The following is a 22,318-nucleotide window of genomic DNA, read 5'->3' on the forward strand; positions in this document are numbered from 1 at the left end:
GGAAGCGCTTTACAAATGACATTAAAGGAGAACAAAACATGTTTATTGAGATTGTAGCGATTGTGTTATCCTTGGGCCTTCTAATGTTTTTTGCTTACAGAGGCTACCCAGTCATCGTGTTCGCACCTATTTTCACCTTGCTGGCTGTATTGATTTCGGGAATTGCTTTAATGCCAAGCTATACAGAAGTGTATATGGTGAACGCAGCGAATTATGTGAAAAACTTTTTCCCGATTTTCCTATTGGGAGCTGTGTTCGGTAAAGTGATGGAATTGAACGGTGCAGCATCCTCCATTGCGCAATCGTTAGTGAAGGCATTGGGATCCAAAAGAGCGATGCTTTCCGTAGTTCTTGCGTGTGGTATCTTAACGTACGGTGGTGTTTCTTTATTTGTGGTAGCGTTTGCAGTGTATCCTTTCGCTGTTTCGATCTTCCGAGAAGCCAATATTCCAAAAAGATTGATTCCCGGTACGATTGCTTTAGGAGCATTTACTTTTACAATGGATGCGCTTCCAGGTTCACCGCAAATTCAGAATATTATTCCTACAACTTATTTCGGAACGGATTCTTACGCGGCTCCAATCCTTGGTATTATCGGCGGCCTTATCGTATTTGGCTTAGGGCTGTTCTGGTTGGAACGCAGACGTAAACAAGCAGAAGCTGCTGGTGAAGGCTATGGTTTAGGACATAAGAATGAGCCTGAGGGGCTAGAGAATCAGAAGTATCCTAAGCTTTGGGTGTCCATCATTCCGTTAGTACTGGTCTTGGTATTTAACTATTTGCTGAGCAGAGGTTTCTTAACAGTAAACAACTGGTATTCAGCAGAACTTTTGAAAACGTTTAATATTGCCAACGTAAAAACGGTGTCGTCTTCCTGGGCGCTAATTGTGGCCTTATGCATTGGTATCCTGTCTGCGATATGCATTAATGCGCGTGTTGTTCAAAGTAAATTGGCAGCAGGCTTGACTGCTGCAGCAATGGGAGCGCTGCTTGCAATATTCAATACAGCATCAGAGGTTGGTTTCGGTAATGTTGTAAAAACCCTACCCGGATTCAAAGCTATCCAAGGTTGGATTCTAGGCTTAAGTTCTCATCCGCTTATCTCGGAAGCTATTTCTGTTAATGTGTTGGCAGGTGTAACGGGCTCAGCATCAGGAGGTCTATCCATCGCCTTGGAAGTCATGGGGAAACAATATTTGGCGGCAGCAAGCGCAGCAGGAATTAGCCCCGAATTGTTACACCGAATTGCTTCGATGGCTTCAGGAGGGATGGATACGCTCCCTCATAATGGTGCAGTTATCACACTCCTTGCCATTACAGGTCTCACACATCGACAATCGTACAAGGATATCTTCGCAATTACGGTTATCAAAACAGCAGCGGTTCTAGTGCTCGCGATCATTTTATCGATTTTTTAAAAGTTAAAGATGGAGGTATGCGCAATGACTAGGTTCTTGGAAAATAGAGTTGCTTTGATAACGGGAGCTGCAAGCGGTATCGGTCTTGAAATTGCTCGTACTTATGCACGGGAAGGGGCCAAGGTGGTCATTTCCGACATAAATGGAGAACAAGCGAATTTGGCTGCACAGAAGTTGCAGCAAGAAGGCTTTGAAGCTATAGGTGTCAAATGCGATGTAACGCAGGAGCAGCAATTTGTCGAAGCCATTGAAACCGTGGTTCAAACCTATAAGAGACTTGACATCCTCGTTAATAATGCAGGATTACAGCATGTTGCACCCATTGAGGATTTCCCTGTAGAAAAGTTTGAATTCATGATAAAGGTGATGCTGACAGGTGCTTTTATCGGCATCAAGCATGCGTTCCCTATCATGAAGGAACAAGGCTTTGGCCGGATCATTAATATGGCTTCGATCAACGGAGTCATTGGATTTGCAGGCAAAGCTGCCTATAACAGCGCAAAGCATGGGCTGATTGGTTTGACGAAAGTAGCAGCACTCGAAGGTGCTCCCCACGGCATCACAGTGAACGCACTGTGCCCGGGTTATGTAGATACACCGCTCGTTAGAGGGCAGTTACAGGACTTGGCGAAAACGCGCAATGTTCCTTTAGAAAGTGTCCTTGAAGAAGTTATTTACCCTTTGGTTCCACAAAGACGCCTCTTAGCTGTTGAGGAAATTGCTGACTATGCGATGTTAATTGCAAGCGATAAATTACGAGGTGTAACGGGAGCTTCCCTATTAATCGACGGGGGTTACACGGCACAGTAGAGATAGAACAACCTAGGGATAGGAATAGGAGATGAATCATCATGAACAAGATATGTTCTTCCATAGAGGAAGCTGTAGCGGATTTTCGTGACGGAGTTACGTTAATTGTTGGCGGTTTCGGGCTTTGCGGGATTCCTGAAAACTTGATTGCTGCGCTTAAAGCGCAAGGGACCAAGGATTTATGCGTAGTTAGCAATAACTGCGGGGTTGATGATTGTGGACTAGGACTATTGCTGGCCAATAAACAAATCAAGAAAATGATTTCCTCCTATGTGGGAGAAAACAAAACGTTTGAGCAGCAGTTTTTAAGCGGGGAGCTCGAAGTGGAGCTGGTTCCACAAGGAACGCTTGCCGAACGAATTCGCGCAGGCGGAGCCGGCATCCCAGGGTTTTATACAGCTTCAGGCGTAGGCACTTTAGTTGCTGAAGGCAAAGAGCACAAAACGTTTGAAGGACGCACCTATTTGTTGGAAAAAGGGATTGTCGGTGATTTTGCCTTGGTCAAAGCTTGGAAAGCTGACCCGCTGGGCAATCTAGTTTTCCGCAAAACATCGCGTAACTTTAATCCGTTGGCAGCAGCAGCGGGAAAAGTGACGATCGTTGAGGTTGAAGAAATTGTGCAAGTAGGCGAGTTGAGCCCAGACGATATTCATACGCCAGGTATTTATGTGCAGCGGATTGTAAAGGGTGCGTCCTATGAAAAACGGATTGAGCGTCTCACCGTTCGAAGTAAGGAGGTATCGGCATGAAAAATGACCGTTTAGCGATTATTAAGTGCGCCGTTGAGGAAATTAAAGAGGGCATGTATGTCAATTTAGGCATTGGCTTGCCTACACTCGTCGCCAATTATATACCACCAGAAATGACGGTTATGCTGCAATCGGAAAATGGGCTTCTGGGCATCGGTGCCTACCCTTACGTAGGGGAAGAAGATCCGGATTTGATTAATGCAGGCAAAGAAACGGTAACCGCTGTGGCGGGCGCTTCTTTTTTTGATAGTGCAGAATCTTTCGCTATGATCCGAGGCGGTCATATTGACTTGGCCATTCTTGGCGGTATGGAGGTAGCGGAGAATGGTGACCTTGCCAATTGGATGATTCCTGGAAAAATGGTGAAAGGGATGGGCGGCGCTATGGATTTGGTCAACGGCGCCAAACGGATCATTGTTATTATGGAACATGTGAATAAAGCAGGTGAGTCAAAGGTTAAAAAGGCATGTACCCTGCCATTGACAGGCAAGAGTGTAGTGAATCGTCTGATCACGGACTTAGCCGTGTTTGATTTTACAGAAGAGGGCATAGTGTTATCCAGCCTACAGCCAGGAGTAACGATGGAAGAGGTTCTCGCCAACACGGAAGCGCGTTTTATAATTAGTCCTCTTCTCCAAAATGTACCTCAGATGAGCAAAGGAGATCATTATGAGTAGAGAGGTCGTTATTGTTAGTGCAGTCCGCACAGCTGTTGGCAGCTTTCAGGGAGCGTTGGCGGATATATCGGCTCCGCAGCTCGGCAGTACAGTTATCCAAGAGGCTCTGAAGAGAGCTAATCTGACTGACAGCCAAGTAGACGAAGTTATCATGGGTAACGTGCTTCAGGCTGGACTTGGGCAAAACCCTGCCCGGCAAGCTTGGCTGAAGGCGGGGTATTCGCATTTCGTTCCAGCGATGACCATTAATAAGGTGTGCGGTTCGGGCCTGAAATCCGTCATGCTGGCGGCACAGTCTGTGAGTCTTGGAGATGCGGATATCGTGGTGGCAGGCGGCATGGAAAATATGACGCAGGCGCCTTATCTGCTGCCCGGGGCTCGTTCAGGCCTGCGGCTCGGTGACAGCACCATGGTGGATTCGATGATTCGGGATGGATTATGGTGTGCGATGTGCGACATCCATATGGGCATCACGGCCGAGAATATAGCGGAGCATCATCGTGTTACACGTGCAGAGCAGGATGAGTTTGCTGCGTGGAGCCAACTGAAGGCGGAGCAAGCGATTGCATCCGGCAGATTCAAGGATGAGATCGTGCCTGTTGCCATCCCGCAAAGAAAAGGCGATCCAGTCTTATTCGCGCAAGATGAGTTTCCTCGGGCAGGTACAACAGCTGAAGTTCTGGGCAAGCTCCGTCCTGCTTTCAAAAAAGAGGGAACAGTTACGGCTGGCAACGCTTCTGGCATTAATGACGGAGCCGCTGCGCTGGTTGTTATGTCTGCGGATAAAGCTAAGGAGCTTGGGCTTGAGCCCTTAGCTCGCATCAAAGGCTATGCGAACGCTGCCTTAGAACCATCCATGATGGGAATGGGGCCCGTTGATGCTGTTCATAAATTGCTCCGTAAAACGGAGATCCGACTCGATAGCGTTGATTTATTTGAGCTGAATGAAGCCTTTGCTTCGCAGTCTTTAGCTGTTGGCCGCGAACTGGGCATCCCACGGGAGAAATTAAATGTCAATGGAGGGTCGATTGCCATTGGACACCCGATTGGTGCAAGCGGAGCCCGCATTCTGGTTACACTGCTGCATGAGCTGGAGAAGAGAGATGGCAAGCTGGGTGTGGCTGCTTTATGTATTGGCGGCGGACAAGGCGTTGCGATGTTGGTCGAGCGTGGATAAATGGAAGAAGCAAGCCGTTCCTGCGGCTTGCTCTTTTGCTGTAAAGATGAGCTTTTGGATTCCGTTAAAAAAACGAAAGCTAGTTACTCGCTAACCATGCGATTAGTCAGACTGCCTAATTTCTCAATAGAAATAGTCACCACATCACCAGCTTGCAAGTATACCCTCTTATCCACAGGATCCCCGAGCACGACCCCTTCAGGTGTACCTGTTAGAATGATATCTCCCGGATACAGCGTCATATGCTGAGAGATATAGCTGACAATTTCGTCACAGTGGAAAATCATATCCGCCGTGTTTGAGTTTTGACGTACTTTGCCGTTGACTGTGGTGCTAATCTGAAGGTCATTCGGGTTGCCGACTTCATCCGCAGTCACTAGATAAGGACCGAGTGGACTGAAGTCATCGCACGATTTGCCAAGCAGCCATTGCTGGGTCCGCATCTGTAAATCACGCGCAGAAAGGTCATTCACACAGCAATAACCGTATACGTGCTCCAAAGCTTGTTCTTTGGAGATATACTTAGCCTGCTTACCAATTACGATAACTAGCTCGCATTCGTAATCGACCTCCTTGGTTACACGAGGTAGTGCAATGTCATGTCCGTGTCCGGTAAGCGTATTATTAAATTTGTTGAAAAGAATCGGGTATTGCGGGATCGGGGCATTCGTTTCTTCGGCATGCTTGCGATAGTTCAGCCCTACGCAAATGATTTTGTTGGGATGCGTAACGCAAGGGCCGTAAATCATTGTCTCTTCGCTGAGCAACAAGGAAGCACGGTCTTCGCGCTCTAGGACTAGATGAACAAGTTTATGTAACGCATCGTTAGCTGATGCCCCGCCATTAATAGCTTCGTGAACAGTGGTAGGAACTGTGAATGCTGGCGACAGCTGCTTGACAGCTTGAACGACATCCAGCACACCAAACTCGGTTTGGACGCCTAGGTTTAACTCATCATTTTTCTTAAAAGTAAGCAGTTTCATTAGTAAAACCTCCTGAATGAATTGTATGAGTGAATGATAAATGAATAAATGCAGATTGCGGGCCGTCTACTTAAGCGTTCTTGCCGAAAGTCACGCCTCCGTCAATATATAACGGTGAACCCATCATGAATTTGGAATCGTCTGAAGCGAGGAACAATGCCGCTAGCGCAACGTCTTCCGGACGGCCCATTTCGTTGCTTAACTGCCTGGATTTCAAAGAGGCGATGGCTGCTTCAGGATCGTCGTAGGAAGTGCGTAGATAGTTTTCTACGAACGGTGTTAAAATGGTTCCCGGCAGCAGTGCATTTACCCGGATGCCATAGGCGGCATAATCCACTTGCATGGATTTCGTTAATGCGAGAACAGCGCCTTTGGTTGCTGCGTAAGAAGCCCGGCGGGCCAGACCTATTTCAGCGATACAGGAAGACATGTTAATAATAGAACCGGATTTGCGTTCCATCATATGTGGCACGACATACTTAGAAGGTAAGAATACACCTTTGACATTAACGCTCATGATGCGGTCCCAGGCGTCAGGTTCTAGCTCATGAAGCGCGCCTACACCGCTAATTCCTGCATTGTTGAAAAGTACGTCTATACGGCCATGTGCCTGTATGATTTGCTCTACCATCTGACTGACGGAGTCTGCTTGGGTAACGTCCGCTTGTATATACGCAGCAGCTCCGCCAGCCCCGATAATTTCATCCGCCGTCTCCTGCCCTTTGACGATGTCGAGATCGTTCACGATGACTTGCGCACCTTCTTGTCCAAATAAGAGAGCAGTACTTTTGCCGATTCCTGATCCTGCACCTGTGATGAGAATGACTTTGTCTCGTAATCGCATGCGAATTCTCCTTTTTATTCGGATAGTTTATGAGCGAGCTTGCAAATTTCTTCTATACAGGACTGCTTCTTCTGCTCCCATTGAGGCAGCATCATGGAGCAGCTGACAGCGGCGATGACTTTTCCCACGGCATTACGAATCGGAGCAGCTGCGCAGCTAAATCCAAGCACGGCTTCCTCCAAATCAAGCGCATAGCCTTGCTTGCGAATTTGATCCAAGTCCATTATTAAAGCTTGTGAAGAGGTAATGGTATGGACGGTAAGCTGCTGAAACGGTTCTTGGTTAGTTGGATAGAATGAAATTAGTTCATCCTTGCTGAGATCGGCCAGCATCGCCTTACCGAGTGCGGTGGCATGAGCAGGTAATCGCATGCCTGGTTCAGATGCTAATCTAACAGGCGTAAGCGCTTCCTCTTTGGCGATATATAGGACTTCCTTGCCATCTAGAACGGCAAGTTGGAACGATTCGCCCAGCCTCAGCTTGGACAAGGAAGCTTCCTTGTGGAAGGACTCATTCAAGTCTCGCTGCTGCATGGCAGCATGGCCGAAACGAGACAATTCTCTTCCTAACCGGTAGGTTTCTCTGGTTTCCTTTTCGATCCACCCCAAGTTCTCCATGGTTAATAACAATGAGTACATCGAGCTTTTGTTAATAGCGAGCGTTCGTGACAAGTCGATAAGTTTCATCTCACCGGGATGCTGAGAGATTTCTTTGAGAATCAGGTGTGCACGTTCGATGGCCGGAACGCGGTATTTATCATCCAAGTAAGGGCCTCCTTGATCGTAAAGCGATTGTTTAAATACTTGAGTTTTTCACTGTTTGGTTTTGTATATAAAACCAAGTTTATATGATAGAACCATTTTATCATATAAGCAGAAAAAAAACGAGAACCCCCGTGAGGAATTCTCGTTTTTTTTCAGTTGATCCGGGCGCGCGCGAATTCTGGGTGCGCGTGTAGCGTCGTATAGTGGCGGTCAAACCCTCTTACTTCACATCAACCTTGGCAAACGCTCTCATCCGTATAGGACGACGGGGTCGTTTATTCTTGAAAGATATGAATTTATAAGTTTTCTGAGGTATGAGAGATCTCCTGTTGGCAAGGTTCGTCAACGTCAGTATTGGAAAACTACTACAGCAGATCTCTTCATTTGAGCCACTTTAGGAGCCTTCTATTGGAATTTATCCATCAGAAAAGTAGTAAAATTTCTTGTTACGAAATGGTTTCGAGGTGATTCCATTGCACATAATCCAATCTGCACCTCAAAATGATATACCCATTCCTTAGATTACTGCACATTTTCCAATGGGAGTGGATGTAGCCAATTCATGTTCAAATTGTTGCAAAGCGTGCAATAACCTACAGCCAATGCAAAAGCTGTAAAGATATTTTTCATCGTTACAGATGCGAAGGGATGTGAAATCGTGTCTCTAAAGATGTTTTGTATTCTTACAAACGAGAAAAAAGCAGCTTTATGCGTTGAGTGAGGCTGTAAAGATATTTTTCATCATTACAGAAGCGAGGGGATGTGGAATCGTGTCTGTAACGATATATTTCATCTTTACAGACGAGAAGATGGCGGATTGGTATCTAAAACGAGCGAGTGATAGCAAAGAGAAGTTCGTTCCCCATGCTCAAACGTAAGCTGTAGACAAGAACCTGGCCATCGGCCAGGTTTTATTTAGTAGAGAGGGTAGATTAGGTTACTTGAACTGCATGTTGTACAACGTACAACAATTTCCTTCGTTTCATCCCTCCAAGCTGGAGATGTTGTATCTAGTACAACAATTTTGCAGGATTTCCTGCTAAACGGTTACTTTTAGGCAGAATTGTTGTATGTTCTGCAACATTTGGACTGGCTAGCACGGATTTGCTTGCGTAAAGTTGTAGAAAATACAACATTGCCAATGAAGCTGCTCCAAATGAAGGCTCCAAATTGTATTCAAACTATTTAATGTCATTAATGAAGTTACTCCATCACATTTAGCTCGCAAATCACCCACGGTACAGTACCGGGTTCCATCACTACTTATCTGCCGCCTGGAATAAATCGTTTAATCCAACCGCCAAAGCTTTGCGGGTTCCTCGTTTGAATAAGCACGACACCTTCGCCGCGGAATCGGCAGACAACGCCCTCGCCGCTCGTCAAGCTGGATAACCAGCCTTTGGCCGCTTTTTCAATCGTATACTGCGTATAATCCGGCCAAGCAACGAGATGCCCGTTATCAATGATCACTTCTTGCCCTGGAGCTAGATTAATGGCATGAATAGCGCCGTAAGAGGAAAGGAAGACGGTGCCTTTTCCGCTTATCTCAACGATAAAAAAGCCCTCGCCTGACATAAAGCCACTCATCAGGTTTTGCATTTTCGTATTCACCTGAATGCCGGATGTTCCTGCAAGAAAGCCGTCTTTTTGCACATACAGCTTATAGGAGCCGTCTAATTCTACGGCTTCAATGTCACCAATGACAGCAGGTGACAATAATACCTCCCCCGATCCTCTTGTAGGGGTTAATTCTTGGAAGAAGAATTTCTCGCCGCTCAGCATTCTTCCTAAACCCTTCATAATGCCGCCGTCGACGGTTCCCTTGAGTTCGATATTAGGGGACATAGAGACCATGGCTCCAGCTTCCGCCTTGATATTCTCGCCCGCCTGAAGTTCTACCTTCAACATAGGAAATGCGCCTTTATATAAAATTTCGTGTTTCATAGTCATCCTCCAATTTTAAATGAAATGGTTGTGTTAAGCCGTTTTTGAATGATTATGACTGTCAAAGCTGCGATTCGTATAGACGAATCCAGCACAGAGCAGTAAAATGCCCATCGTGACATAGAAGACGGACGTGAAACCGTACGCTGCAGCAAGATGGCTGCCAATAAAAGGACCAATCAAATTGCCTAGGAACGGCGATGAGGAGAAGCATGGTGATGCTAGTGGCGAAAGCCTGCGGGATGAAGGCAAGTGCCGCCATCGATAAGGCGATCACAAGTGTTTTGCGCTGACCGATACGGTCGCCGAGTCTCCCTAAGGATGGAGCACCGAACAAGTTCGCATCCCGAACCCGGTGCGAAGCAGCATGATTTTACGTCCGCGTCGATCCGCAATTGCTCCCCAGAGCGGCTGAGTGAGAAACGATGTGATGAACTGTGCTGCGACAATCCAGCCTGTCCAACGTACAATTTCGCTAAGATCTTGAACTCCGAGTTCTTCGATGTAGAGCGGTAGAAACGGAAGAACGAGTTTCATGCCGCACATAACAGAGAAATTAGCGCCCAATAGTATCCATAGTGACTTTTTCCAATGTAAGGGGGAGGGCATGTTCGTAGACTCCTTATCATTTTTTTCCAGTATAACATAAAAAGAGCTATCCCCAAGCGGTTACGGCCGCATGGAGGATAGCTGTACGGAGAAGGTTTTATTGATTCATATTCGACATCATTGCGCCGAAGAAGAGTACAAAGAAAATAATGTAGAGACCGATTCCGATGAGAGCCCAGATTAAGCTTGCTTTGGCATAATTAGATTTCGTAGGGTTTTCTCCTTTACTGAATGCCCACACGAATAACATCACAATATTCACAAGTGGAATCGCAAGGAGCAGGATGGTAATCATCCAATCTTTTACGCTTAGGACAGGTGCATTTTGTTGTTCTTCCAAATCAAGTCAACTCCCTCATAAGTTATATAAGTTAACTGTATTTTGAAGTTAGCCTATATATGTCTTTGAGTTGTTCGTTCATTACCCACGCGAGAACCGCTGCCTGTACTTGCGAGGAGAGATACCTTCCATTTTGGTGAAGCAGGTGGCAAAATAGGCAGGCTGCTCAAAACCAACCTCTTCCGCTATGTGCGCAACGGGAAGATCGGTTTGAAGCAGCAGCAGCTTAGCCTGCTGGATCCTTAACCGTAGTAGGTATTCCGTCGGGGAACAGCCATATTCCTTTTGCATGCAGCGTGCAATGTAAACAGGGTGGAAGTTAACGTGATCGCCGAGTTCTTTGGCTGAAACAGACGCTTTGTAATGCTGCCTTAAATAGGAGGCCGCTTTTTCCGCGCAGGCCTTGGAAGGTGATGGATGATCGCTGTCCATGGTAGCGGAAAGCTGGCGCAGTAGCTCATGAAAAAGCTGCTGCTGCGCAAAACGGACACTGCTCATATGAGCACTCGGTTGCAGCTGCTGAAGCTGTTCGAACAGGTCATAGGTTTTTTCTGGCTGCAGAAGTGTTGTATATTGAGGGATCCGAATCGTAAAGGGTTCTACAGCAAATGGTTCAATTGGGGTAAGTAAAGGGTCTTCCAGAGGTATAGGTTGGACCGTATGGTCTACCATAGCCCATGGTCCACCTACGTGGAAATGCATCCAATAAGTACCCGTCAGTTCGGAACAGACTTCAGTAGCGAAATGATAGCTGTCCGGCCTTAAAATAACGGCTTGTCCAGCTGCTACCTCGAACCTAGCATCCTCCTCGCCTATATAGAAGCAGCCCGATGTGGTGATTAGTAAATCAAATACTTGGATATTGCGTCTGCTCGGATGTTTGCTGCCTTTGGATATCGTGCTGAAACCGCTTGTAATATAGTGCGGCAGCGGAGGGACAGTCATTTCGATAAAAGACATCGGAGTCACCTTTTCATCTCTTGAGTGGAGGTTGGAATTTTGAAACTTTAAGTTGCAATACTCATACTTGGAATCAACTATAGCATCTATAATTTGAGCAGACAACAAAGTTTCATTTATACAAAAAGAGAGATGATAATCGGATGGTGAAAAACATGGGCAAAGAGAAAAATAAGTTTACTCTATGGCTGCTAGCTTGGCCTATTTTCGTCGAATTGCTTCTGCAATTGCTTTTAGGAGCCGTCGATACCTTAATGGTGAGCCGTGTATCAGATGATGCGGTGGCGGTGGTCGGCTTAGCGAACCAACTGTTCCAAGCGATGATGATCTTATTTATAACGGTTTCGAGTGGCGCCGGGATTTTGATTGCTCAGAAAATAGGAGCCAAGCAGAATGAATCTGCGCGCACCGTGGCCATTATGGCCGTAACCGTCAGCGCAGTGATAGGCAGTGTGCTGAGTGTGATTCTTTATATGGAGGCACGCCCTCTGGCGAGACTGTTCCACTTGGAGGAGCGGCTGCTTCCTATGGCTGAAACCTACATCTCGATTGTGGGGAGCGGGATGGTTTTAACGGCTTTGACGGCGGCGCTTAGCACCGTGATTCGGAATACAGGGAACACCAAGGGGCCGATGATTACGGCTATTGGTATGAATGTTATACACATCGTGTTTAACTATGGATTTATATATGGCGAGCTCGGATTTCCTCAACTGGGTTTAACAGGTGTGGCCATTTCGACACTCGTGAGCCGATTGTTGGCAACGTGTTTGCTGCTGTTTATGTTCGTTTCTGCGTTCGAACGGAGGATGGAGTGGCGGGATCTTATCGTATTCAATCGAAAGCTATTTGGTGATATTTTGAAAATAGGTTGGCCGCTTGGCGTGAACATGTCTTCCTGGGTATTGACCCAGTTGACGATCTACACGTTCCTAGCCACGATGGGAGCTAAGGAATTGGCCGCGAGAACGTATATGAACACGCTCGAGTCGATTTGTTTTATGTTAGGCTATTCCATTGCCTTAGCCGTTCAAATTCAGATTGCTCATCTGTATGGAGCCGGAAATATCAAAGAAGCTTATAAGAGTGGATATCGAGGTACATGGATTGGACTCGGTTTGGTTGGATTCAACAGCATCATTCTCTTTGTCATCGGCAAAAGCTTTCTCGGCTTCTTCACCTCAGATGCGGATATTATCAAGCTGGGACTCTCCTGTTTGGTGCTGACTCTTATCCTACAGCCAGGGAGAATGCTCAATATGGGCTTCGGTAATGCGCTGAGCGCGGTAGGCGATACCCGTTATAATATGATCATATCACTGTTCTCGATGTGGGGAGTGGCTGCGGGCCTTTCCTATGTATTGGGCTTGCACATGGGCTGGGGGCTGGCGGGTATTTATGTCGCTATGATTTTCGACGAATATTTGCGCGGCATTCTCGTTGTCATCCGTTGGCGCCAGCAGAAGTATTTGCGCCGGGCGGAGGCGCATGATAAGAGTGCTGCTGCTTCAGGGACTGGCGAGGGTGCTGGTATGAGTATGCATGAATAACAGGGGTATGGCGGGTTCCAAACTTGACATGCAGACAAATGGTTGCATAAAATGATGGCATGGATAAAGTATTTAAAGCTCTCGCTGATTCAAGCCGAAGACGACTCCTTGACGAGCTCTTCAAGAAAAATGGCCAGACATTGAATGAACTATGTGATCATCTTGATATGACCCGTCAATCCGTAACGAAACACTTGCTTATATTGGAGGAAGCGAATCTTATTCATATTGATTGGCAAGGCCGAAATAAAATTCATTATCTAAATGTGGAACCCATCGGAGAGATTTATGACCGCTGGATCAGCAAATATGATCGTGATCGCATCGAAGCATTGCGTGATCTTAAAAAAAAGCTTGAAGCGGAGAGACTTTGAGCAAGCTCAAAGATCCCTATAGCAGAATTGGGAAGCTTTTACAAGCAGCGATTTTACCGAAAAATACTTCTTCGGAAGCAAAATTCAATCAGACTGGCAGGAAGGCTCTAACGTTACCTATTCGCGGAATGGACAAGTCACCGATCACGGAATCATACTAAAGTGCGAGCCGCATCGTTTACTTTCTTTTACATGGAACATGATAGGAGATGAAACTTCTCGTAAGCAGCCATCACGGGTCACTTTTGAGTTGAAAGCATTAGATTCGACGGTCAAACTGATACTTAAGCACGATAATCTAGCATCGACTGACATCGTGGATAGAGAAGGTACGTTTGAGGGATTAAATAATGGATGGCCAGCTATTCTGAGCAACTTGAAGAGTTTACTCGAAACTGGGAACACTCTGCCACCTATTTCTATTTAGCCAATCACAATTACATCGAAAGAGAGTTGAATAGTATGAACAACCTTACGAAATTTAAAATAGTTAAGCCCGTTAATGAAGTATTTGAAGCTCTTATAGACCCTGAGAAAATGTCCAATTATTGGTTTTCTTCAGGTTCTGGAAGATTGGAGCAAGGCGAGACGATTACTTGGAGATATGATGAATATGATGCACAAGTGGATATAAAAGTATTGGAAATCGAGGTAAATAAGAAAATCGTTTTCCAGTGGGGTGCAACGGATGATGGGAATGTTGTTACGATTACGCTGAAAGAGCTCGATGATTCGAGTACCGTTATTGAAGTTAGCGAAGAAGGGTTTAATGAAAATGATGAGGACCTAACCAGTCAATTGATAGATAATAAAGAAGGTTGGGTTTATATGTTGACCTGTTTAAAGGGATATTTGGAATTTGGTGTTAATCGATTAAGAGCAGCAATTGTGAGGTAACTTTCCAAAGATGACCTCATGTAGGTTAAAGAAAGTTCAAAAAGTTCAAAAGAGCCTAGGGGCTCTTTTTTATTTTATCACTTTCTAAATGATGAGGAACGTGAGTACATAGAGAGGCTGACATTCCTAAAATAGTCTTGGGACAGCCCCCTATTCGTGCGTGGACACAAATCGCCCCCTACCTACGGTAGGTGCGAAACAGAATGTCACGGTTGTAGTTGCCAAACCCCTCACCGTACAAGGTCAAACCGCCGACATGCGCCGCATGGTTCGGCACCTCGAGTCGCAGTGTCCACTCGTTGCGGGACATGGGGATATCCTTGATCGAGACAGGTGAGAGTCGCTGTCCGTCAAGAAATGTTCCCTGCTCCGTGACCCGGATGATCTTCAACCAACCATATTGATTTATCGTGTCCGGCCACCAGGCAGGGGTGAGCTGGCCGCGGCCTTGTCCCGAATCACCGGGACTCGTCCAATAGCCCAGCAGCGTATCATTGACATAAAAATGAATGTCGGACGGCCAATTCGCTTCAATACCTGGTGCTTCGGAGCCAATTTCTAGCGAAATCTCAATTTCCTCAAGTGTCTGACCGGGCAGCACATAGTTCGGAATGTGATACTCCACGAAGCCGCTGCCAAACCAAAGAATCTTCGCATGCATCCGCTCCGGCTCGAAGAAGAAGCGCGGATCATCATACTGACCAATCACACGATCTGCCGTAGCCAAACCGCAGGTTGGATGTACATCGAAACGTGTGTAGTGGCCAACTGGAATCGCAACCTCATCGAACGTTCGCTGCTGCTCCGTTGGCTGCGGGAGTCGCATTTCGATGTAGGAGAGGGCCAACTTGCACATTTTGTGCGTGCCGCCTTGCTTGCGAACTAATGCTGTCTGAATAAGCCCTCCAGCCTCGAGCTTTTTTACATGCATAGTTACGATGGCGCTGCTTAATTCGAGCATATGAGCTAATTCCTTGACATTCATCTCTTTCTCAGCAAGCAGCTCCAGTATCTTAAGCCGCACATCGCTTGCCAGCGCTTCATACAGCGGCAGCCATTTGCGGTCTGTTGTCGTTTGGATCATCGGACAATCTCCTCTTAGTGGACTTATTAATGAAAATATGAATTCAAAAGAAGGCAGATAAAAAGCTTGAAATCATCTTCTAATTATTGTTTAATATAGTCAATGGAGTTATAAATATATTAACCGATTCACATTTTTATTAATTATACTAAGAGGTGAACCCAATGTCTATGAAAGCAAGTATGATTATCGACAAGGATTTTAAAATCGGAGAAGTAGATTCTCGTATTTATGGCTCATTTATTGAGCATTTGGGACGCGCGGTCTATGGCGGAATTTACGAACCGGGACATCCGCAAGCGGATGAGCAGGGCTTTCGAGCAGACGTACTGGAGCTGGTAAAAGGTTTGGATGTTCCGATTGTTCGTTATCCGGGAGGCAACTTTGTATCCGGTTACAACTGGGAGGATGCCATTGGACCGTTAGAAGAGCGTAAGAAAAGACTTGATCTGGCTTGGCGCACTATTGAACCTAACATGGTTGGACTGAACGAATTCATGGATTGGTGCCGCAAAGCAAATACAGAAGCAATGATGGCCGTTAATCTGGGGACTCGCGGTCCTGATCAGGCAAGAGATATCATTGAATATTCGAATATCAAAGGCGGTACCTACTGGAGTGATTTACGGATTAGTCATGGGTACAAGGCACCTCATAATATCAAAACCTGGTGTCTAGGCAATGAAATGGATGGCCCTTGGCAAATAGGCAGCAAAACAGCCGCGGAATACGGACGCACAGCCTGTGAAACGGCCAAAGTCATGAAGTGGGTCGATCCGTCGATCGAGCTTGTTGCCTGCGGCAGCTCCAGTCTGACTATGCCGACTTTCCCTGACTGGGAAGCGACTGTGCTTGAGCACACGTATGATCACGTTGATTATATTTCCTTGCATCAATATTATGGTAATCGCGATAAGGATTCTGCGAATTTCCTCGCACAATCTATGGGCATGGATCGGTTCATCAATACGGTGATCTCGACGGCGGATTTCATTCAAGCCAAAAAGCGTGGAAAGAAGAAAATCAACTTATCCTTCGACGAATGGAATGTCTGGTATCACTCCAACGACGCGGACCGGCGAATTGAGCCTTGGTCCATCGCGCCGCCGCAGCTTGAAGACATCTACAACCATGAAGATGCCTTGTTAGTAGGTTGTATGCTTATCTCCATGTTGAAGCGTGCGGATCGTGTGAAGATGGCTTGTATGGCACAACTCGTTAACGTCATTGCACCGATCATGACAGCGAATGGGGGAGCGGCCTGGAAGCAAACGATCTACTATCCTTACATGCATGCAAGTGTGTTTGGACGCGGGACTGTTCTTGTGCCGCTGATCAAATCACCGAAATACGACGCGAAGGATTATACGGATGTACCTTACTTAGAAGCAGTTGCCGTTCATAACGAAGACAAGTCCGAAGTAACGATCTTCGCAGTCAACCGGCATTTAGAAGAAGCACTCCCGCTGGAGTTGGATCTTCGCAGTTTTGGTGAATGCCGAGTTATTGAGCATATCGTTCTGGAGAACGATGATCTGAAAGCCTCGAATACCATTGATGCCCAGGATCGGGTGAAGCCTCACACAGGAGGTAATGCGGCCATATCGTCAAACAGCCAGATTCAGGCGATACTTGGCAAAGCATCGTGGAATGTCATTCGGTTGAAATTAGCTTAAAGAGACGAGTAGACGATATTACTATATAAATAGGACATGGCCTGGGACTATCGCCCCTACCATGTCTTTTTATTTTACCCAGACCGCATCATCAATTTGCGTTAGGATTTTCCAGATGTCAGATCCGATAAATAGTCTCATTAAATAACATAATAACGGTGAATTGCGCGATAGGTATCACAATTGAATCTGGAGAACTCCTTTATTTTACAATCTATGCTCTGGTATGATGAGAGAAATACAACAGATTGAAGGAGTTTCGTGCGTATGAAATTAAAGCTGTTTGGTGTAATCGTTCTGGCTCTCGGCTTATCTGCCTGTGGAAATAAACAAAATGAAACGCAGTCGGCGGCGGTAAAAGTGGACGTTCCTAAGATTTATCAAAATTTCTGCATCTCGTGTCATGGTAATCAATTACAAGGTGGACAAGGCCCTAATATCCAAAAAGTGGGAGAACGGTTAGATGAAGCGGAGATCATAAAGCGTATTCAAAAGGGTGGTGGCGGGATGCCGCCGTTTCAAGTGGCACTGAAAGAGGAAGAATTGAAGGCGTTGGCGTCATGGTTGGCAGGACTCAAATAATGGATTTTTATGGTAGAACTAAGGTTCCTTTAAGGTTAGCTACATAATTTCTTCACAATTGGTGTTTATAATAGGGGCTAGAGGAGAGTGATGCAATATGCACTTGAATTTGAAGCCCCGGAACCATCTTCCTAAGAAGATGAGACCAAACCGTCTGGGAGCGACGATTTCGCTTTTATTATTTATGATTTGCTTACCTATACTTTCTGTAGCCGGAATGGAACTTCTCGAACGCGGTACTTTGCATGAAACGGCCCAATGGATAACATCTAACCGATCACTTTTTCTATTAAATGTAGGAGTATCTTTCTGTTTATTAGCTTTCATTTATGCTGTTGTAGGATCATTAGCTATTTCCGGATCCATCTCAACCTTATTGCTTGGCCTTATGGCTCTGATCTCTTATATGAAGGTGAAAATGATTGGGGAGCCATTCTTCCCGTGGGATATTTTACTGAACAAAGAAAGTATGGATATAGCTTCGCTTGTAACAGGGAAAGCCGCACTTCTCCGAATCGGAGCTGTGGTCATCGCGGTCATCCTTGTATTTTTATTAAAATGGGTACTCCCGCGTGTATCTTTATCTATTATCAGTCGAATTGGTTTAGGGCTGTTCTCGCTCTATGCCTTGTATGCATGTGCAATCAAAACACCGTTAGCTGGCAAAATTCTTGACCATATAGGTGTAAACGAGATTGTATGGAATCAGAAAGAGAACTATGCGAATAATGGACTAGCGCTAGCTTTTACCCTCAATGTCAAAAATTCGATCGTTCAAAAGCCAGAAACGTATAGTGATCAGAGTATTGCCACCGTTGCAGCTAATCTCCAAGAGGTAGGCATGCAAAAGGCAGGACTGAAAAGGTCCGTAGATGCTGATTCTCTAAAAGGGAAGAAGCCGAACGTGATTTTCATTATGAGTGAAGCTTTTTGGGATCCAACTTTGCTAACGAATGTGAAGTTCAGTGAAGATCCGGTACCCACTCTCCACCGTTTACAGAAGGAGTCGACATCCGGATACCTGTTGTCCCCCCAATTCGGTGGCGGTACCAGCAATGTGGAATTCGAAGTGTTGACGGGGAACTCGATGAGCCTCCTGCCAGGAGGGTCCATTCCGTATCAACAATATATAACAAAACCTGTACCGAGCTTGGCGAGTTATTTTGCCGATCAGGGTTACAAAAGTATGGGTATTCACTCCTATGAAGGCTGGTTCTGGAACCGCAATTCGGTGTATAAGGAATTAGGTTTCGAAAGCTTTAAGAGCAGTGAACATTTCAAGAATCCGGAAATGAAGGGTTACTTTATCTCAGATGCCGAAGTGTCTAGGAGCATTATAGATGAAGTAGATAAAACCGATGATCCGATGTTTATGTACAACGTAACCATGCAAAATCATGGACCTTATGATGAACCTCGGTACGGAGAAAATCAGTTCAAAGCGGAAGGTGACTTGACGCCTGAAGCAAAAACGATTCTTGAGACATACGCGCAGGGCGCGCATGATGCGGATCAAAGCTTACAAATGCTGATCGATCACTTCCAGAATTCGGATGAACCGACGATGATCGTATTCTATGGGGACCATTTGCCGATGCTGGGATTAGATTATCAAGTATATAAAGAAGCAGGTTTCATCCAAACCAGTAACGCGAATGATTGGTCGCTGGAAGAAGTGAAGAAGATGCACAGCATCCCGCTGGTTACGTGGTCGAACTTCGATATGCCGAAGCAGGACATTCCACTCCTCAGTGATTCCTTCCTCGGTGCCCACGTGCTGGATATGCTGCATATGGAGAAACCAGCTAATTTTAAGTTGAATGCCGAATTGGCGGCGCAAGTGCCAGGACTACTGAGTAATCTGGTTGTTGATGCGAACCAAGAACTTCATACTGAAGTCCCCGAATCCGCGCAAGCACTCCGTGATGACTACAGGAATGTGCAGTACGATTTACTATTCGGCAAGCAGTACTTGGCTGAACATATCGATCATGACTATTTGACGAAAACCATTCAGGATAGCTATAACGCAGAATTTGATGAAGAAAATATTCATCCACAATCTCAGGGAGTGAGCAGCAATACTCCCACTGCGAAGCCGGTGAGCGTGCAGTAATAGAAGTCCCCATTTTGTTGCTTTGAGCGACGAGATGGGGACTTTTTTGATTTTGTTGGAGGCGTTATCACTAACTAAAAAATAATCATTGCCATGGTTAGGGGAATTTTGGTAATATAGACTTCCGTCTCTACGCGGCGGCTGCAAAAAAAAGCTAGTTGATAAAGGATCAAAACAGCTCAGGAGGTGTTTTATGCTTTTCGCGGTTTTGGCGCGCAAGGCGTATGCGAGGAATTTGCAGTATCGCGGTTCGCATCTGCTCCACAATGCAGTGAGTGCGGTGTTTGGCTTCATTTATGCGAGCATCTGGACCGGTTTGGGGAGCGACGCGTCACTTGGCGAATACGGTGCGAAAGGGATTGTAGGTTATATAGCTTTTAACCAAGCGATTCTTTGGATTACGCAGTTCACGACGAATGGACTCGGGCTCGAGCAATCGGTGCGCACCGGGCAAATTGCGGTCGATCTCATGCGGCCTGTACACTTATTCTATCAGGCAATGAGCCGAGAATGGGGTCAGGTATATTATCAGTTTCTTTATAAATTTATCCCGATTTATGCCCTCTACTACTTTATTTTCTCCTTACAGCTCCCACATCACGCTTCGGTTTATGGCTGGACAGCGATCGCGCTCGTCTTGGCAGCATATATCTCCATTTGTACGAATTATTTGATAGGTGTTGCAGCTTTGTGGACGACAGAGTCACGCTGGTTTTACTGGGTCAATTATTCGTTCAGTACGCTGCTCTCTGGCTTTTTCATTCCTTTAGAATGGTTGCCGAATTGGCTCCGCACGATTAGCTTTTACACACCATATCCCTATCTACTCTATTATCCCACTCGTATCTACATGCAGCTTGAACAAGGAACTGTTGTGCTCGGCTCTCTCTTATGGGGCATCGGGTTTACTTGTGTCTGTCTGGCGGTTACGCAGGGGGTACGCAGAAAGCTGGAGGTGCAGGGCGGATGATGACGATGAGGCTCTATATGCTGCTGATCAGGGCGAGCTTGCGAAGCCGGATGCAGTATAAGTTTAATTTCTTTTTCTCGACCGTGATGGCTTCTTTTGTACATATCTCAGAATTTCTAATGGTGGCGCTGGTGATGATGCGTTTCGGCAACATCAAAGGCTGGACGCTATATGAGGTTTGCTATTTGTATGGGGTCATGATGATATCCAAAGCGATTTATCGCACGCTGGCTTCCGATGTACATCATCTAGAGAAATATCTCGTTTCGGGTGATCTGGATGCGCTTCTCACACGGCCAGTCCCCGTGCTGCTGGCGCTGATGACACAAAATTCCCGGCTCTTATTTGCCGAAGTTGGGCAAGGCATCATTTTATTGTTTATTGCTATGAAAGCTTTAATGGCTGATGGACAAATCGGATGGTCAGCCGTTCCTTTAACGGTGTTAATTATCCTAACGGGTGCCATTATTTTATTCGCTATCGGTCTAGCGACAGCAGCAGCCGGCTTCTGGCTGACACGGATCGAATCCTTGCAAAATATGACCGAGGACGCTTCCCAAACCGCGGCGCGCTATCCGCTTTCCTTGTATCCAAAGTGGCTGCAGGGTGCGCTATTGGTGCTCGTTCCGGTAGGCTTCGTCAATTACATTCCTACCTTATATTTGCTGAGACATCAAGGTGGCATAGGGATGCTGATAGGCACCATTGCTGTTTCATTCGCTGCGCTCTGGCTGGCTATGCGCTTCTGGAAGCTAGGACTATCTCGCTATCAAAGCACAGGAAGTTAACCGAGGGCTTATACAAGGAGGGAACATAAGAAACATGATAACCGTAACGAATTTGCGCAAAACCTTTCAAACTCCGATAGTCAAAGAAGGCAAGTTCTCAGGTATTCGAACTTTGTTCTCACGAGCCTATAAAGAGAAGGAAGCGGTACGCGATGTAAGCTTCGAGATTGAATCTGGCGAGTTCGTCGGGTATATTGGACCTAATGGAGCGGGAAAGTCGACGACGATCAAAATGCTTACAGGCATTCTTCACCCAACCTCCGGCGAAGTGCTCATACACGGCTATAGTCCTCAGAAGCATCGAAGACGAGTCGTAAAGCAGCTTGGCGTTGTATTCGGTCAGCGCAGCCAGCTGTGGTGGGATCTGCCGGTCAAGGATTCCTATGAGATCCTTACGGCCATGTATCGCGTGGAGGAAAGCACCGCCCGCCGCAGGTTAGGCGAATTGACAGAGCTTCTTGAACTGAAGGAGCTGATGGACACGCCTGTCCGGAAGCTTTCCCTTGGGCAGCGGATGCGGGCCGATTTGGCAGCTTCGATGCTGCATGATCCGGATATTTTGTTTCTGGATGAGCCGACCATCGGATTGGATGTTGTCGCCAAGCGGAACATTCGCGGCTTTCTTCAGACATTAAATCGGGATTTCGGTAAGACGATTCTGCTTACTACGCATGATATGGATGACATCGAACAACTGTGTAAACGAGTCATCGTGATCAACCATGGGCAAATCGGCTATGACGGCTCGATTGATGAGCTTCGGGATCGCATTGGCTTACCTACGATGATGAAGGTCACTTATCGAGGTGATATCCAAGTCCCAGCTAGCTGGGAGCTTCCGTTTCGTGTGGTGGAGCAAGAAGCGAATAGGCTCACGATTGCGTGTAACCGCCAAGAGCTGAAAGCGATGGATGTGCTGCGTATCGTCAGCAGCTGGGGCGATATGGACGATGTACATATGGAAGAGCCTGAGTTTGAAGAGGTGATCCACGGGGTATATAAATAG

Annotated in this window: 24 protein-coding genes; 15 read left to right on the forward strand and 9 right to left on the reverse strand. The window is 46.3% G+C overall.

What is annotated here, in order from left to right; all coding sequences use genetic code 11:
* The first annotated feature begins 38 nt into the window (after positions 1-38).
* The 5 genes from QFZ80_RS37650 to QFZ80_RS37670 are packed head-to-tail and all read left to right on the forward strand — an operon-like array spanning position 39 to position 4,831.
* Complete coding sequence (locus tag QFZ80_RS37650; protein WP_307549994.1) at positions 39-1,418, forward strand: GntP family permease; 1,380 nt, start codon at positions 39-41, stop codon at positions 1,416-1,418.
* 24 nt (positions 1,419-1,442) lie between these two features.
* On the forward strand, positions 1,443-2,228 hold the full coding sequence (locus QFZ80_RS37655) for a 3-hydroxybutyrate dehydrogenase (RefSeq protein WP_307549993.1): 786 nt from the start codon (positions 1,443-1,445) through the stop codon (positions 2,226-2,228).
* 41 nt (positions 2,229-2,269) lie between these two features.
* Positions 2,270-2,977: a CoA transferase subunit A gene (locus QFZ80_RS37660; protein WP_307549991.1), complete on the forward strand. Its 708-nt coding sequence runs from the start codon at positions 2,270-2,272 to the stop codon at positions 2,975-2,977.
* A complete protein-coding gene (locus QFZ80_RS37665; protein WP_307549989.1) occupies positions 2,974-3,654 on the forward strand; it encodes a 3-oxoacid CoA-transferase subunit B in 681 nt (226 codons plus the stop codon). The genes QFZ80_RS37660 and QFZ80_RS37665 overlap by 4 nt, the downstream gene beginning before the upstream one ends.
* Complete coding sequence (locus QFZ80_RS37670) at positions 3,647-4,831, forward strand: acetyl-CoA C-acetyltransferase (protein ID WP_307549987.1); 1,185 nt, start codon at positions 3,647-3,649, stop codon at positions 4,829-4,831. Before QFZ80_RS37665 ends, QFZ80_RS37670 begins: the two co-directional genes overlap by 8 nt.
* Positions 4,832-4,914: 83 nt before the next feature.
* On the opposite strand, the gene QFZ80_RS37675 is transcribed toward QFZ80_RS37670, so the two are convergent.
* The 8 genes from QFZ80_RS37675 to QFZ80_RS37710 form a co-directional block, all read right to left on the reverse strand.
* The gene (locus QFZ80_RS37675; RefSeq protein ID WP_307549985.1) at positions 4,915-5,814 is read right to left on the reverse strand and encodes a fumarylacetoacetate hydrolase family protein; all 900 of its coding nucleotides are present in this window, start codon (positions 5,812-5,814) and stop codon (positions 4,915-4,917) included.
* Between the two features lie 70 nt (positions 5,815-5,884).
* Positions 5,885-6,658 carry an SDR family NAD(P)-dependent oxidoreductase gene (locus tag QFZ80_RS37680; protein ID WP_307563701.1) on the reverse strand — a complete coding sequence of 258 codons (774 nt, stop codon included), beginning with the start codon at positions 6,656-6,658 and terminating at the stop codon, positions 5,885-5,887.
* A 14-nt stretch (positions 6,659-6,672) separates the two neighbouring features.
* Positions 6,673-7,422 carry an IclR family transcriptional regulator gene (locus QFZ80_RS37685; RefSeq protein ID WP_307549981.1) on the reverse strand — a complete coding sequence of 250 codons (750 nt, stop codon included), beginning with the start codon at positions 7,420-7,422 and terminating at the stop codon, positions 6,673-6,675.
* A gap of 1,263 nt (positions 7,423-8,685) precedes the next feature.
* A complete protein-coding gene (locus QFZ80_RS37690; RefSeq protein ID WP_307549979.1) occupies positions 8,686-9,366 on the reverse strand; it encodes a TIGR00266 family protein in 681 nt (226 codons plus the stop codon).
* A gap of 61 nt (positions 9,367-9,427) precedes the next feature.
* The gene (locus QFZ80_RS37695; RefSeq protein WP_307549978.1) at positions 9,428-9,703 is read right to left on the reverse strand and encodes a hypothetical protein; all 276 of its coding nucleotides are present in this window, start codon (positions 9,701-9,703) and stop codon (positions 9,428-9,430) included.
* Positions 9,682-9,975: an MFS transporter gene (locus QFZ80_RS37700; RefSeq protein WP_307549976.1), complete on the reverse strand. Its 294-nt coding sequence runs from the start codon at positions 9,973-9,975 to the stop codon at positions 9,682-9,684. The genes QFZ80_RS37695 and QFZ80_RS37700 overlap by 22 nt, the downstream gene beginning before the upstream one ends.
* Before the next feature lie 97 nt (positions 9,976-10,072).
* Positions 10,073-10,315 (reverse strand): hypothetical protein, encoded by a 243-nt coding sequence (locus QFZ80_RS37705; RefSeq protein ID WP_307549974.1) that lies wholly within the window; start codon positions 10,313-10,315, stop codon positions 10,073-10,075.
* 81 nt (positions 10,316-10,396) lie between these two features.
* Positions 10,397-11,275 (reverse strand): helix-turn-helix transcriptional regulator, encoded by an 879-nt coding sequence (locus QFZ80_RS37710; RefSeq protein WP_307549972.1) that lies wholly within the window; start codon positions 11,273-11,275, stop codon positions 10,397-10,399.
* Positions 11,276-11,418: 143 nt separating this feature from the next.
* On the opposite strand from QFZ80_RS37710, the gene QFZ80_RS37715 reads away from it, so the two are divergent.
* From QFZ80_RS37715 to QFZ80_RS37725, 4 genes are all read left to right on the forward strand, one after another.
* Positions 11,419-12,825 (forward strand): MATE family efflux transporter, encoded by a 1,407-nt coding sequence (locus tag QFZ80_RS37715; RefSeq protein WP_307563703.1) that lies wholly within the window; start codon positions 11,419-11,421, stop codon positions 12,823-12,825.
* 59 nt (positions 12,826-12,884) lie between these two features.
* A complete protein-coding gene (locus QFZ80_RS37720; protein WP_307563705.1) occupies positions 12,885-13,199 on the forward strand; it encodes an ArsR/SmtB family transcription factor in 315 nt (104 codons plus the stop codon).
* A gap of 82 nt (positions 13,200-13,281) precedes the next feature.
* Positions 13,282-13,626, forward strand: coding sequence for an SRPBCC domain-containing protein (locus QFZ80_RS39275; RefSeq protein WP_373460464.1), 345 nt, complete (start codon positions 13,282-13,284; stop codon positions 13,624-13,626).
* 35 nt (positions 13,627-13,661) lie between these two features.
* On the forward strand, positions 13,662-14,096 hold the full coding sequence (locus QFZ80_RS37725; protein WP_307564338.1) for an SRPBCC family protein: 435 nt from the start codon (positions 13,662-13,664) through the stop codon (positions 14,094-14,096).
* A 178-nt stretch (positions 14,097-14,274) separates the two neighbouring features.
* On the opposite strand, the gene QFZ80_RS37730 is transcribed toward QFZ80_RS37725, so the two are convergent.
* Positions 14,275-15,180, reverse strand: a complete 906-nt coding sequence (locus tag QFZ80_RS37730) for an ArsR/SmtB family transcription factor (RefSeq protein WP_307563707.1) — start codon at positions 15,178-15,180, stop codon at positions 14,275-14,277.
* Positions 15,181-15,344: 164 nt separating this feature from the next.
* Between QFZ80_RS37730 and arfA the strand changes: the two genes are divergently transcribed.
* From arfA to QFZ80_RS37760, 6 genes are all read left to right on the forward strand, one after another.
* Positions 15,345-16,856: an arabinosylfuranosidase ArfA gene (gene arfA, locus QFZ80_RS37735; RefSeq protein WP_307563709.1), complete on the forward strand. Its 1,512-nt coding sequence runs from the start codon at positions 15,345-15,347 to the stop codon at positions 16,854-16,856.
* A 267-nt stretch (positions 16,857-17,123) separates the two neighbouring features.
* Positions 17,124-17,438, forward strand: coding sequence for a c-type cytochrome (locus QFZ80_RS37740; protein WP_047687147.1), 315 nt, complete (start codon positions 17,124-17,126; stop codon positions 17,436-17,438).
* Between the two features lie 97 nt (positions 17,439-17,535).
* Positions 17,536-19,554 (forward strand): LTA synthase family protein, encoded by a 2,019-nt coding sequence (locus QFZ80_RS37745; RefSeq protein WP_307563711.1) that lies wholly within the window; start codon positions 17,536-17,538, stop codon positions 19,552-19,554.
* A 193-nt stretch (positions 19,555-19,747) separates the two neighbouring features.
* Complete coding sequence (locus QFZ80_RS37750) at positions 19,748-20,524, forward strand: ABC transporter permease (protein WP_307549960.1); 777 nt, start codon at positions 19,748-19,750, stop codon at positions 20,522-20,524.
* A complete protein-coding gene (locus QFZ80_RS37755; RefSeq protein WP_307549959.1) occupies positions 20,521-21,312 on the forward strand; it encodes an ABC transporter permease in 792 nt (263 codons plus the stop codon). The genes QFZ80_RS37750 and QFZ80_RS37755 overlap by 4 nt, the downstream gene beginning before the upstream one ends.
* 34 nt (positions 21,313-21,346) lie before the next feature.
* Entirely contained in the window at positions 21,347-22,318 is a 972-nt protein-coding gene (locus QFZ80_RS37760; protein ID WP_307549958.1) for an ABC transporter ATP-binding protein, read from the forward strand.

The sequence above is a fragment of the Paenibacillus sp. V4I7 genome (genome assembly GCF_030817275.1).
Taxonomy (GTDB): Bacteria; Bacillota; Bacilli; order Paenibacillales; family NBRC-103111; genus Paenibacillus_E.